Source organism: Corynebacterium sp. ACRPS (assembly GCF_022346005.1).
Classification (GTDB): domain Bacteria; phylum Actinomycetota; class Actinomycetes; order Mycobacteriales; family Mycobacteriaceae; genus Corynebacterium.
This window is the reverse complement of the sequence record NZ_JAKRMY010000010.1, coordinates 76,526-89,776: the sequence shown is the minus strand read 5'-3', so window position 1 is coordinate 89,776 and position 13,251 is coordinate 76,526. Positions and strand designations below refer to the sequence as shown.

At 59.2% G+C, this 13,251-nt stretch carries 14 protein-coding genes; 3 read left to right on the top strand and 11 right to left on the bottom strand.

Annotated elements, in window-relative coordinates; translation table 11 throughout:
• Positions 1-47: 47 nt before the first annotated feature.
• Together thyX and dapB are read right to left on the bottom strand one after the other, a co-directional pair.
• Complete coding sequence (thyX, locus tag MHX65_RS07420) at positions 48-794, bottom strand: FAD-dependent thymidylate synthase (RefSeq protein WP_239269515.1); 747 nt, start codon at positions 792-794, stop codon at positions 48-50.
• Between the two features lie 4 nt (positions 795-798).
• Entirely contained in the window at positions 799-1,545 is a 747-nt protein-coding gene (dapB, locus tag MHX65_RS07415) for a 4-hydroxy-tetrahydrodipicolinate reductase (protein ID WP_239269514.1), read from the bottom strand.
• Positions 1,546-1,669: 124 nt separating this feature from the next.
• Between dapB and MHX65_RS07410 the strand changes: the two genes are divergently transcribed.
• Positions 1,670-2,059, top strand: a complete 390-nt coding sequence (locus MHX65_RS07410) for a VOC family protein (RefSeq protein ID WP_239269513.1) — start codon at positions 1,670-1,672, stop codon at positions 2,057-2,059.
• 118 nt (positions 2,060-2,177) lie between these two features.
• A complete protein-coding gene (locus tag MHX65_RS07405; RefSeq protein ID WP_239269512.1) occupies positions 2,178-2,909 on the top strand; it encodes an AMIN-like domain-containing (lipo)protein in 732 nt (243 codons plus the stop codon).
• An 86-nt stretch (positions 2,910-2,995) separates the two neighbouring features.
• Here the strand turns inward: MHX65_RS07405 and MHX65_RS07400 are convergent, their stop codons facing one another.
• The 4 genes from MHX65_RS07400 to MHX65_RS07385 form a co-directional block, all read right to left on the bottom strand.
• Complete coding sequence (locus MHX65_RS07400; protein WP_239269511.1) at positions 2,996-5,242, bottom strand: polyribonucleotide nucleotidyltransferase; 2,247 nt, start codon at positions 5,240-5,242, stop codon at positions 2,996-2,998.
• A 212-nt stretch (positions 5,243-5,454) separates the two neighbouring features.
• On the bottom strand, positions 5,455-5,724 hold the full coding sequence (gene rpsO / locus MHX65_RS07395; RefSeq protein ID WP_005278802.1) for a 30S ribosomal protein S15: 270 nt from the start codon (positions 5,722-5,724) through the stop codon (positions 5,455-5,457).
• A 149-nt stretch (positions 5,725-5,873) separates the two neighbouring features.
• A complete protein-coding gene (locus MHX65_RS07390; protein WP_239269510.1) occupies positions 5,874-6,815 on the bottom strand; it encodes a nucleoside hydrolase in 942 nt (313 codons plus the stop codon).
• Complete coding sequence (locus MHX65_RS07385; RefSeq protein ID WP_239269509.1) at positions 6,816-7,838, bottom strand: bifunctional riboflavin kinase/FAD synthetase; 1,023 nt, start codon at positions 7,836-7,838, stop codon at positions 6,816-6,818. It lies immediately after the preceding gene.
• A gap of 23 nt (positions 7,839-7,861) precedes the next feature.
• On the opposite strand from MHX65_RS07385, the gene truB reads away from it, so the two are divergent.
• A complete protein-coding gene (gene truB, locus MHX65_RS07380; protein ID WP_239269508.1) occupies positions 7,862-8,755 on the top strand; it encodes a tRNA pseudouridine(55) synthase TruB in 894 nt (297 codons plus the stop codon).
• Positions 8,756-8,802: 47 nt separating this feature from the next.
• Here the strand turns inward: truB and MHX65_RS07375 are convergent, their stop codons facing one another.
• The 5 genes from MHX65_RS07375 to rbfA form a co-directional block, all read right to left on the bottom strand.
• Positions 8,803-9,477, bottom strand: coding sequence for a 4'-phosphopantetheinyl transferase family protein (locus tag MHX65_RS07375; protein ID WP_239269507.1), 675 nt, complete (start codon positions 9,475-9,477; stop codon positions 8,803-8,805).
• Positions 9,477-10,283, bottom strand: coding sequence for a metallophosphoesterase family protein (locus MHX65_RS07370; RefSeq protein ID WP_239269506.1), 807 nt, complete (start codon positions 10,281-10,283; stop codon positions 9,477-9,479). The genes MHX65_RS07375 and MHX65_RS07370 overlap by 1 nt, the downstream gene beginning before the upstream one ends.
• A 100-nt stretch (positions 10,284-10,383) precedes the next feature.
• A complete protein-coding gene (locus MHX65_RS07365) occupies positions 10,384-11,694 on the bottom strand; it encodes an MATE family efflux transporter (RefSeq protein WP_239269505.1) in 1,311 nt (436 codons plus the stop codon).
• Positions 11,684-12,652, bottom strand: coding sequence for a DHH family phosphoesterase (locus tag MHX65_RS07360; protein ID WP_239269504.1), 969 nt, complete (start codon positions 12,650-12,652; stop codon positions 11,684-11,686). The genes MHX65_RS07365 and MHX65_RS07360 overlap by 11 nt, the downstream gene beginning before the upstream one ends.
• Complete coding sequence (gene rbfA, locus MHX65_RS07355; RefSeq protein ID WP_005278773.1) at positions 12,653-13,096, bottom strand: 30S ribosome-binding factor RbfA; 444 nt, start codon at positions 13,094-13,096, stop codon at positions 12,653-12,655.
• Between the last annotated feature and the right edge of the window lie 155 nt (positions 13,097-13,251).

The following is a 13,251-nucleotide window of genomic DNA, read 5'->3' as shown; positions in this document are numbered from 1 at the left end:
AAGGTTACCCGCTAGTGCACCTTTTGGCCGCATCGGGGTGGCGCGTGTTAAGCGTAAGGGCTTGCGGCCATCTGCGTTCCATCGGCCAACGTGGTGATATGGAAGTCATCGAAAAGCGCTGGTGCTTGCTCCTGCAAATGCTTCAAGCACTCCACCGCCACTTCGCGCAATTCCGTATCAGCATGCTCAGCCGCCCGCGCCCCAATGAAGTGGCGCCACGCGCGGTAATTGCCGGTAACGACGAGCCTGGTTTCCGTCGCATTGGGCAATACTGCGCGCGCCGCCTGCCGCGCCTGCTTCTTTCGCAGCAGCGCATTCGGCTCATCCAGCTTTTCTTCCAAGGCCTCTAGCAGCTCATCGTAGACAAAACGGGTTTCATCCACGGCTTGCATGACCAATCGGCGTAATTGCTCATCTTCTTCCACCAGCTTGGGCAGCGCTACGTGCATCTCATTAGGGTGCACAAAGCGCTGGGATAGCTGCGAAAAGGAAAAATGCCGGTGGCGAACCAATTCATGGCTGGCTGAGCGCGAGAGCCCCGTGATGTACATCGTGGCCGTGGCGTGTTCCAATAGCGCCGTATGGCCTACCTCCATGATGTGGTGCAGGTAGGCGGAGTTCGTCGCGGTGCGCGGGTTGGGTTTGTCAAAAGACTCATAACACGCCCGTCCTGCGAATTCGACGAGGGCCTCGCCATCGGTCGCCGTCTCATCGGCACGCCACTGCGTTCCCTGTGGCGGGTGAAACTCGGTGGCGGCAATGAGCTGGATATTTAGCTCACTCGCAGTGGCCATACCGCTACAGCCCCAGGTACTTGTCTAGCCCGACAACCAATCCCGGGTGCTGCGCAATCTCGCGCACGCCGACCAAAACGCCAGGGGTAAAGGAGGAACGATCGTAGGAATCCTGGCGGATGGTCAGGGATTGCCCCTGCGCACCGAAAATGACCTCTTCGTGGGCCACCATGCCGCGGGTACGCACGGCATGCACCGGGATTCCGTCTACATTCGCACCGCGCGCGCCCTCGAGGGACTTTTCCGTCGCATCCGGCATCTCGCCCAATTCGGCATCGCGGCGCGCCTGGGCAATGGCCTCTGCGGTGTGGATGGCGGTGCCGGAAGGCGCATCCAGCTTGGTGGGGTGGTGAAATTCAACGACCTCTGCGGTCTCGAAAAACTTCGCCGCCTGCTTGGCAAGCACCATGGTCATCACGGCAGAGATGGCGAAATTCGGTGCGATCAGCACGTTGCCAGCACCTTCTTGGCGGGTCCACTGCTCCACCTGGTCCAGGCGCTCTTTATCAAAGCCAGTGGTGCCCACCACGCAGTGAATGCCGTTCGCGATGCAAAACTCCAGGTTTCCCATCACCGAATCAGGCTGGGTGAAGTCCACGATGACCTCTGCGTGATTATCAACCAAGTGCTGCAGGTCATCCCCGCGGCTAATTTCCGCTACGAGCTCTAGATCATCTTCGGCATGAACGCCTTCAACAATCGCTTTGCCGACGCGCCCCTGCGCTCCCAAGACTCCTACTTTGATCGCCATTGCGGGCCTCACTTTCTTAACAACTTTGAGTTAAACCTTTGTTTCTTTCCCATCCTATCGCGCTCGCCCATCCGCGGTGGGCGGGCCTCCGAACGGCAAAAATACCACTGCTAGACTGGGCGTCATGCAGATTTATATTGCGTCCGTTCCAGTAGATGACGTTGCTCGCGCCCACGATTTTTATGTCGATGTCCTAGGTTTCCGGGTAAAAGATGACGTCACGCACGGCGATTTCCGGTGGCTAACGGTCACCAACGCGGACGGCGACGGCAGCGTTGAATTGCTGCTTGAACCCAAGGGTCACCCAGCCGCCAAAACGTACACCGAGGCGCTGAAGGCGGATAATATCCCGGTCACCCAATTCTTGTCGCAGGATGTGGAGAAAGAATACGCCGAACTCAAGGACAAGGGCGTGGACTTTACCATGGAGCCCACCGACGTTGGCCCCTCCATTACCGCAGTCTTTGACGATACCGTGGGTAACCTCATCCAGCTCGTCCAGTTGAAGCGCTAGGCCCACGCCTTCGCTACTTTCCCTTATACAACAATTGCATCACTTCCCCAGTTAGGCCACTTGTGTACCGGTAGAATTGGAAGAGACAACAAGGTAGACAACCTAGGAAGTGGTCAGAATGTCTCGATCTACTCTCACCCGCGCTATCGCTGCTGGCGCCGGTATAAGCTGCATGCTCTCGCTGGCTGCTTGCGCTAGCCCCAGCGATGACGAGGCCGCCGATGCCTCATTTGCCACGCAGGAGGAATCAACCAGTTCCACCGCTGAGTCGACCACGTCTGCGGCAAAGAAATCAGAGCCTACCACCACGACCACTGCCGATGACCCAACCAAGACGGTAGAAGACACCGCCCCGTTAAGCCATCATCAGCAACAAGCGCAGGGCAATGATCCAAAACCTGCTTTTGGCGGTATGGGCACGCCCTCCCTCGAGGATCAGCGCCACCTACCTCCTGGATTGGGTGGCCTCGTCCCCACCGGGATCCGAGTAGCCGCGCATGACTCTTTTACCCGCGTCGTGGTTGATCTTGAAGGCGACGGAGAAGCAGGGTGGTTTACTACCTATACGGATCAGCCCGCCCACCAAGCATCGGGGCTTCCGGTCGAGGTCAAAGGCGCCACTTTCCTCAACCTTGGTATCGAGGGCACCCCGTGGCCATCGACGCCGGAGTTAGAACAAAGGTTTATGGATACTGGCATCACACCAGGTGCCGGTGTCGTGCAAGAGATCAACTACACCACCACCTTCGAGGCGCAAACGCAGTTGGTCATCGGGCTAAAGAAGCAAACGCCTTATTCCGTGACCTTCCTGCAAAACCCCAAACGCCTTGTGCTTGATTTCCAGAACTGAGTGATCACGGCGCAGGCATAGAAAATGGCCCTGTTTCCCACCATATTCGGGAAACAGGGCCACTGCTCTAAAGGGCGCCTGAGGGATTAGTCCTCAACGGGCACTAGGGAGATCTTGCCGCGGTTATCAATATCCGCGATTTCTACCTGTACCTTATCGCCAACGTTAACGACATCTTCGACCTTCTCAATGCGTTCGTCCCCACCCAGGTTGGAGATGTGGATCAATCCATCGCGGCCAGGGGTCAAGGAAACGAAGGCGCCGAATGGAACGGTCTTGACTACCGTGCCGAGGAAGCGCTCGCCCACCTTGGGCAACTGTGGGTTGGCAATGGAGTTAACCTTTTCAATCGCAGCGTCTGCGGCTTCGCCGGTGACCGCAGAGATGTAGACCGTGCCATCGTCTTCGATCGAGACATCAGCACCGGTATCTTCGGTGATCTGGTTGATGGTCTTGCCCTTAGGGCCGATGAGCTCACCGATCTTGTTGACCGGAATCTTCACCGAGGTGATCTTCGGGGCCAGGCCAGACATCTCATCTGGGGAATCGATGACCTCTGCCATGGTTTCCAGAATGGTGGCGCGGGCATCGCGGGCCTGCTCGAGTGCCTGGGCCAAGACCTTAGACGGAATGCCATCGAGCTTCGTGTCCAGCTGCAGCGCGGTGATGAATTCGGAGGTGCCCGCAACCTTGAAGTCCATGTCGCCGAAGGCGTCCTCGGCACCGAGGATATCGGTCAGTGCGACGAACTTTTCCTTGCCCTTGACCTCACCGGAGACCAAGCCCATGGCGATGCCGGCTACCGGCGCCTTGAGCGGAACGCCCGCGTTGTAGAGGGACAGGGTGGACGCACAGACAGAGCCCATGGAGGTAGAACCATTGGAACCGAGCGCCTCAGAGACCTGACGGATGGCATACGGGAAATCCTCGCGCGACGGGATGACCGGAAGCAGGGCGCGCTCGGCGAGCGCACCGTGGCCGATTTCGCGGCGCTTGGGCGAGCCGACGCGGCCGGTCTCACCGGTAGAAAATGGCGGGAAGTTGTAGTGGTGCATATAGCGCTTGGACTCAATCGGAGTAAGCGAGTCGATCTGCTGCTCCATCTTCAACATATCCAGGGTGGTGACACCGAGGATCTGCGTCTCGCCGCGCTCGAACAAGGAAGAACCATGTGCGCGTGGAACCAAGTCAACTTCGACGGACAGATCGCGGATATCGGTCAGGCCGCGGCCATCGATGCGGAAACCATCGGTCAAGATCTTGCGGCGCACGATCTTCTTCATGACCTCGTTATACGCAGCGCGAATCTGCTTGGAAGCCACTGCCTCTTCCAGGTCAGCAAATTGCGGCAGCAGATCTTGTTCGACCTGCTCCATGTGTTCGTTCGTGGCCTCGTCGCGCTCCTGCTTGCCCGGAATGGTCAGCAAGCTCTCCAGCTTCTTGGAAGCGGCCTTTTCCACGGCGGCGAAGACATCGTCTTCATACGCCGGGAAGAGCGGGAACTCCTGGGTCTCCTTGGCGGTGCGCTCTGCCAGGCCGTTCTGGGCTTCACACAGGGTCTTAATGAACGGCTTGGCTGCCTCAAGTCCTTCGGCGACGGCGGCTTCTTGCGGTGCCGGGGCGCCATCGGCAATGCGCTCTGCAACGTTGGTGCCGGCGCCAGCTTCCACCATCATGATGGCGACGTCTTCTTTACGCCCCTTGGAAACGATGCGGCCGGCCACGACCATCTCAAAGAGCGCGCGCTCGTGCTGCTCGTGGTTCGGGAACGCCACCCACTGGCCACCAGGGTGCTTGTCATCGGCGATGAGCGCCATGCGCACGCCGCCGACGGCGCCGGAGACCGGCAGACCGGAAAGCTGGGTTGCCGCAGACGCGCCGTTGATGGCTACGACGTCGTAGTACTCTTCCGGGTCCTGCGACAGGACGGTGATGACCACCTGCACTTCATTGCGCAGGCCCTTGACAAAGGTGGGGCGCAGCGGGCGGTCGATGAGGCGGCAGGCCAAGATGGCCTCGGTGGAGGGACGCCCCTCGCGGCGGAAGAAGGAGCCGGGGATCTTGCCGGCTGCGTACATGCGCTCTTCCACGTCCACAGTGAGCGGGAAGAAGTCAAAGTTCTCGCGCGGCTGGTTCGAGGCGGTCGTGGTGGCCAGCAGCATCGTGTCATCGTCGAGGTACGTGGTTACGGAACCATCTGCCTGGCGGGCCAACTGGCCGGTTTCGAAACGTACCGTGCGGGTGCCAAAGTCCCCGTTGTCGAGGACAGCGATAGCTTCGGTAATACCGAATTCTTCATCGATATTGAACTCTACGGAGTTCTGAACGCTCATCTAGTAATTCTCCTTGAGTGCTTTAGGCGATCGTCGGTGCCGCCTTTTCCACATTGTTTTGACAACGGTGAAAATTCTAACAGAGATTCCGCACTTTTGAGCTACGGCGACCGCAATCGCCCCTGCTCCCTACAAGGTTTAAGAGGGTATAAAACCACTAATTCCCCTTGCCACAGGGCAAGGGGAAAAATTCGGCCGCAGCCGCGTCGCAATTAGCGGCGCAGGCCCAGGCGGGAAATCAGGTCACGGTAACGATCCACGTTGTTTTCTGCCAAGTACTTCAGCAGGCCACGACGACGACCAACCATCAGCAGCAGACCACGACGGGAGTGGTGATCGTGCTTGTGGAACTTCAGGTGCTCCGTCAAAGTGTTGATGCGGGAGGTCAGCAGGGCAACCTGTGCCTCGGGGGAACCGGTGTCGGTCTCGTGCAGGCCGTACTCCTTGAGGATTTCGGCCTTCTTCTCAGTGGTCAATGCCATGAGTATTTCTCCTTTATTTCAGTCCACACTATTCTTCAACGCGCAGCGCCGCCGTTGCGAGCTCCGCGTGCCGCAACTGTCGTGAACCACAGTCGCTAAGCCAACTGGTCATCTTACAGCCAATTAGCACGGCAAATCAAAACGCTGCGCTACTTGGCGCCCACCGTGCGGAAAAGTTCTTCGAGGCGGTCTACAAATTCACTGACAAACCGCTCGTTATCCACGCCCACGGCGACCTTCGCGGTCGGTTCCTGGCTCAGCCTAGTTTCATCCGCGATGGTGCGCCCGCGGGTGGGGCCTTCGGTATCGGTTTTCATATTGGTCTCGATGACTTCCACCAAGGAAGGATCTGCGGCTACCGCCACGGCCAGCGGATCGTGCAGACCGCAGCCGGCCAGGTGAGGAGCCGTGGTGGCATAAGCGCGGATATAGTAATCCACCATATCGGCGAAAATCTCGCCCGCGGCCGTTCCGGTTGCCCGCCAGCGCGCGGTTTCCTTTTCCGTCAAGAGGGTGCGCAGGGTGACATCAAGGCCCACCATGGTGACATCTTGGCTGTGGCGGAAGAGGTAATCGGTGGCATCCGGGTCCTGGGAAATATTGGCCTCTGCCCACGCGGAAACATTGCCGGGAACGGTCAGCGCCCCGCCCATCATGACAATGTGGGCGTTGGTGGCAAAGGAGGCATCGGCAAGCATGGCCTGGGCGATGGTCGTGGACGGGCCGGTGGGGATAATGACGAGTTCATCGCCGTAATCGCGCACGGCCTGCACGAGGAAATCCGCGGCCGGCTGCGTGTCCTCGGTCTTATCGGACGGGCTAAGCGCGACCTCACCCACGCCATTCTGGCCGTGGATGAAGGCCGAAATCTCGCTGGGCTGGAAACCGTCCGGGCTGGGGCCAGCAAAGACCGGGATATCGGGCCTATCCAGCAGCTCCAGCAGCGCCAGGGTATTGCGCACCGCCAGTGGGACGGTGACATTGCCATACGTGCAGGTCACCCCAATGAGCTCAAGCTCTGGGTGGGCTAGGGCATACGCCAAGGCCAGGGCATCATCAATACCGGTATCAAGATCGAGGATCGCCTTCATTTACTTCTCCTTTAAGAAATAGTCTTCGCTATTGCAGCCCTGCGCGCGGGCATCGGCAGCCAGCACCGTGCGGGCGGCAGCGACGTCCTGGGCCATGGCCTCCAAAAGCTCATCGACGGAGTGAAACTTCACCATATCCCGCAGGTGGCCCACGAATTTCACGGTTGCCTCATAGCCATAAAGATCGGCATCGCGATCCAAGACAAAGGACTCCACGGAGCGCTCTTCATCACCAAAGGTGGGATTCGTGCCCACGGAAATCGCCGCGGCGTAGGCCACTTCAGGTTGCATGTCCCCGTCGAGGGGCGATTCGGAATGCACAATGAACCACCCCGCATACACCCCATCCGCGGGAATGGCTACGGTATCTGGAAAGTACTGGTTGGCCGTGGGAAAACCCAGCTCCTTGCCGCCGCGCCCCGCGCCGCGCACCACGGGTCCGGTCACGGTAAAGTGCCGGCCAAGCGCCCAATTCGCCGATTCTATATTGCCCCGGGACAGGCTCTGGCGAATGTAGGTGGAACAAATCTGCACGCCGTCTTCATCCAGCAGCGGGATGATATCGACGCTAAACCCAAACTCCTCGCCCAGCTGCCGCATGGCTTCCGCGGTGCCGCTGGCCCCTGCGCCGAAGGTGAAGTTCTCCCCCACCACCACGTGCTGTGCATGGAGTTTTCCCACCAAGAGGTCGCGCACATAAGGCCGTGGCTCCACGCCATCGAGTTCCTTGGTGAAGTCAATGACAAGTACCATCTCAATGCCCATTTCTTCCGCGAGCTCTAGCCTGCGCTCGAAGCTCACCACGGATAGCGGGGCGCGCTCCGGCAAGAAAACGGAGACCGGGTGCGGGTCAAAAGTCACCATGACGGGGACCTGATTATTCGCCCGCGCATGCTCCACGCAGGCAGAAACGAGCTGCTGATGGCCGCGGTGCAAGCCATCGAAGACGCCAATGGTTACCGAGGTCGGCCCCACATCCGCGGGGATGTCATCGATTCCGTAACAAATATCCACGGAATCCATCGTAGAGCATAGACTTGTACCCTATGACTGATGCGCTCGCACATTCCGGACTTGTCATCGTTGATAAGCCTGCCGGCATGACCTCCCACGATGTTGTTAGCCGCCTACGCAGGTATTTCCACACCAAAAAGGTCGGCCATGCCGGCACCCTGGATCCCATGGCGACAGGGGTGCTAGTCCTCGGCATCGAACGCGGCACCAAATTCCTCGCGCACATGGTCGCCTCCACCAAGTCCTATTCAGCCACCATCCGCCTCGGCGCTTCTACCACCACCGATGATGCTGAGGGCGAATTTCGCTGGGGCAAGCCTGCGGCCGCGCTGCACCGTTCCGCCATCGAGGCCGAAGTTGCCGCGTTAACCGGCGATATTATGCAAAAGCCCGCCGCGGTTTCCGCCATCAAGATCAAGGGCAAAAGGGCGCATGAATTGGTGCGCGAGGGCAAAGAGGTAGATATTCCCGCCCGCCCGGTCACCATCCACAGCTTTGACATTCATGACCTGCGCACCGAGGGCGATTTTGTTGACCTCGATGTATCCGTGGAGTGTTCCTCCGGCACCTATATCCGCTCCTTGGCGCGCGATATGGGCGAAGCCTTGGGCGTCGGCGGGCATTTAACCGCCCTGCGCCGCACAACGGTGGGGCCCTTCGCGCTTGCCGATGCCCACCTGCTCGCCGATCTTGCCGAAAACCCCCGCCTCTCCTTAAGCCTCGATGAGGCGCTCAAGCGCAGTTTCCCCGTCCTGCCCGTCACCGAGGACGAGGCCGCCGCCTTAGCGATGGGCAAATGGTTAGAGCCGCGCGGGCTGTCCGGGGTTCATGCGGCGGTAGCCCCCAATGGCCAGGCCATCGCGCTCATTAAGGAGAAGGGAAAAAGGTTGGCTACGGTCTTTGTGGCACGGCCGTCCACCCTCTAAGTCAGTGGCTGAGGGCATTGATCGAGGCGATCTGAGCGGGTTTCCGGTCAGGCTGAAAAATCAAGGGCCGGAACCAGCGTGGAAACCACGACATAACCGCCTTCTAGGATCCACTTGCCGGTGATAAACGGCACTGGCGTGGGGCGGGCCAGGATATAGGAAATGAAGGTGCCATCCTCGCGGATATCGATCTCCGCTTGATCGAAATCCAGCCACCGATGCGTCATGGGAAACCACGCCTTATAGGTAGCCTCCTTGGCGCAAAATAGCAGGCGGTCTGGGCAGTGCACCCCCGCCTTTTCTAGGCGGGGCAGCTGCTGCATTTCCCCGGCTCGGGCGATCATGGTCAACACGTGTTCGGGCAGGCGCTGCGCCGGCTCCGCATCAAGGCCAATGGAGCGAAAATCCGTAGTGGAGGCTACCACTGCTGCGCGCATGCCCTCCGTATGGGTCATGGATCCAATAAATCCTTCGGGCCACAGCGGCATGCCCCGCTCGCCGCGCATAATCGGGTTAGTACCTGTAAAGCCCAGCTCGCGCAGGGCCTGGTGCGCACACCAGCGGGCATCGCCAAATTCGGACTTCCGGATATCGACCGCCTGCGAGACTATGGACTGTTCTTTTGGGTCGAGCTGCTCATAATTGAGCAGGTCGGACTCGCGAGCATCCGTGCGCACATAGCAATACCGGGTAGTTTCTGGGAATAGGTCGGGATACAGCATTAGTCCACCTCACCAAACGTCGAGGTAACTGGGTATGGCCACGGGATACGGTGGGGCTGGTTACGCCACTCGCGCGGATAGCCCAAAGAGACTTCGATATGGTCTACCCCATCCACATTCATCTTGGAGGGCGTGTGCAGGTGTCCGTAGATGACCGCTTCTGCCTTGTACCGCCGCGGCCACGAGCGCGTATGCCGCGAGCCGCTCCACAGGGCGATTTCCGGGAAGCGCAGCACCATCGTGGGCTCTTGCACCAGCGGCCAGTGGTTGATCAAGATGGTTGGGCCCTGCACTCGGGATAAACGCTTAATGGAATACGCCAAGCGGTCCCAACACCAGGCGCGCACATCTACAAAAGGTGCGATAGCTACCTCATCGGTCATGACAAGCTTTTTGGCGCGCGCCTGTTGCACCGCTTCTTCCACCGAGGTCCCCGGTGGGCGGAAGCTGTAGTCATACAGGGTAAAAAGCGGCACGATCGTTATCCCGTTAAAGACCGGGTAAGGGTCCTCCGGGGTGATAACGCCGATTTCCCGGCAGGCGGCAACCAGGTGGTCGTATTTTTCGCGCCCCTTGTACTGGTCTTGGGAACGGGAAAATAACTCGTGATTGCCCGGCGCCCAAATAACGGTGTCATAGCGCGCGGCCAAATCGCGCAAGATGCGCACGATGAGCTCGCTGCGCTCTGCGACATCGCCTGCCACAATGAGCCAATCGGCGGGATCTGGTGGGGCTAGCTCTGCAATGCGCGCAAAATTTTCACGGATCGCGCCGTGCAAGTCTGCAACTGCCCATAACGTTGGCATTACCGCTCCCACCCGCCTTGCTCATCATCGTTACGGAGTTTCCGCTGTAGTTAAATCTGTAGTGCTGTTGCTACTCGTCATAGTCACTGTAGCGCAGCTATTACTCTGCTACTACGGCCCATTTCATGGAATAGAAGCGGTAGACCACGCCGATGAGGCGGAAAGTAATGAATGCGGCCAAGCCGCACCACACACCGGTAAGGCCCGTGCCCATGGCATGTGCGAGGAGCACGCCGGGCAAAAATCCCAAAAGCACAGAGGCAATGGTCAGGCTGCGCAAGAATGCCGCATCCCCTGCCCCCAATAGGACGCCGTCAAGGGCAAAGACCACGCCGCCGGCGATGACCATGCCGACCAGGATCCACCACGGTTGGCTCATGGCATCGATGACCTCCTGCGAGGATGTAAAGACGCGCGGGATAACCCCGACCCCGGCGGCGAAAACCAAGGCGAGGAAGGCTGAGAAGATGGTGGAATACATCACTACCTTGCTTCCCACGCTGCGCGCGTGGCGGGCCGAGCCGGCGCCCAAGGCCGCTCCGGTCAAGGCCTGAGCAGCAATGGCCAAGGAATCCAAAATCAGCGACATGAAGTTCCACAGCTGCATCATGATTTGGTGGCCGCCCAACGCGGCCGTGCCCACGCGGGACACCACGGCCGTTGCGGTAAGAAAGGCCACCTGAAAGCTAGCGGAGCGCAAGATAAGGTCACGTCCCAAGATCAGCTGTTTACGCACGATGTCCCACCGGAACTTCCACGAACCTTCGTGCTGTTTATACAGCTCGCGCACGAAAAGACTTGCGATAATGCTCATTCCCAAGACGGTGGCAATGGCAGACCCGGCAAGGCCCCACCAGTACACGAATGCAGGCACGGCAATGGCGCCGGGAATCATTCCGGCGAGGGTGAAATAGAGCGGCTTCTTGGTATTTTGTACGCCGCGCATCCAGCCATTTCCGGCCATTTCCACGAGTGTTACGGGAATGGCCAGCGCGGCGATCCGCAGCCACAGCGCGGTGCCGGCCGCCGTGGTGGGATCTCCGGTAAGCCACCGGGCAAATACGCCGCCGAAGATCCACATAATAATGGCCAAAAGCCCGCCGACGCCTACAGCCACATAGGTTGCTTGCACGCCTTCTGCTACGGCCTCGGCGCGCTTTCCAGCGCCAAACAGGCGGGACGAGCGGGCCGTGGTGCCGTAGGACAAGAAGGTCAGCTGCGTGGTCACCACGGTATGGATCGTGGTTGCCGCGGCGAGCGAAGCCAATTCCTGGGCACCCAAGCGCCCCACCATTGCGGTATCGAGCAGGAGGTAGAGCGGCATCGCGGCCAGGACGCCAAGCGCAGGAAACGCGAGGCCAAAGACCTCGCGTGCGCTTACTGTCGTGGGGGTTGACTGCCTAGTGCTCATGGATGGCACTCACCAGCTCCGCGACGATGCTTTCTTCGCTTCCTTGTGTCATGTACCCGGCAGCGGGAATATGCCCGCCGCCGCCGAATTGGGCTGCCAGGGCCGCGCAATTGATCGTGGTCGAACGCAGCGATACCGCCCAGATCCCGGGCGACTGTTCCTTAAAGACCACACCCAACTGCGTGCCCTCAAGGGCGCGCACGAAATCCACCAGGGATTCCACTGCAGAGTCCGAATGACCTTCGATATCGGCCAAGCCCGCGACGAGGATGCCCACGCCCATTTCACCAGCATGTTCAATGCGCAGCCCTGCGAGCACGCGGCCAACCATCTGTAGATCATCGGGAGTCGTGGCATCGAGTAAGTCCGTGGCAATCTGCTTGGTATCCAGGCCATAGCGCATCAAGCGCGTAGCCACATCGTGCATGGCGGGCCTGCCCCAACGAAAGCTACCCGTATCGGTCAAAAGCCCAGCGTACAGGCAGTGTGCGATGCTGCTTTCGATTTGCACCGACAGCATATCCAGGATGGTCAATATGGCCACCGTGGTGGACTCGCACTCTGAGTCAACCAAGTTTACTGAGCCAAATCCGAGATTGGACGAGTGGTGGTCGATGCACAGCACGCGCCCTGCCGTCACCAGTTGGGCGATATCTGCGGAAAATAGACCGGTGCGATCGATCGACCCGCAATCCACGGTGACATAAAGGTCATAGCCCTGCGGTAACTCCCGCATGACCTTAACCTGGTCTGCGCCGGGAATGGAGTAAAGATTAGGCGCAAAGTCCCTATCCTGGCCGATGACCGCGCAGGCTTCTTTCCCACTTTGTTGTACGGCTAAGAGCAAAGCCGTGGCCGACCCAATGGCATCGGCATCCGGGCGCAAGTGGGTAATAATACAGATGCTCTGCGCGCCAGAAATGGCGTCGACGGCGCCCTGATATTCCTTGCGGGTCACTTAAGCCTCGTCTTCATCGGAGGTCTTATACGGATTCGCCTCGCCCGCGGGCTGAGCGTTTTCCTTCAACTTTGCTAGCTCTTCATCGCGAGCACGAGCGCGCGCCAAGAGTTCTTCCATGTGCGCGGAGGCCTCTGGGACAGTATCGAGCTCAAACGTCAGGGTTGGGGTAAAGCGGACGGAGAGCTGATCGCCAACGATCTTGCGCAACTGCCCCTTCGCGCGCTTGAGTGCTTCCTCAGCCTGGTCATAATCGGGTTCTGCCTCGATATCGTGGCCACGCACCGTGTAAAAGACGGTAGCGTCATGCAAATCACCGGTGACGCGAGCATCGGTCACGGTGACCATCTCCAGGCGGCGATCCTTAATCTGCAGCTCAATGGCACTAGCCACGATTTCCTGAATTCGTTTTGCTAGCCGCGCCGCGCGTGCGTGATCGACCATGAGAACCTCCAAGCTAAAGGGGAAAATTTATTCCTAAATTACCGTGTCGCGGTATCAGAAACTACCAGTTTAGTTACTCACCGCACCCAATGGAAACCGCTTGAAAACCTCACCGCGAAAACGCTAAACGGCCCGCTCTACCTGCCGCACCTCGT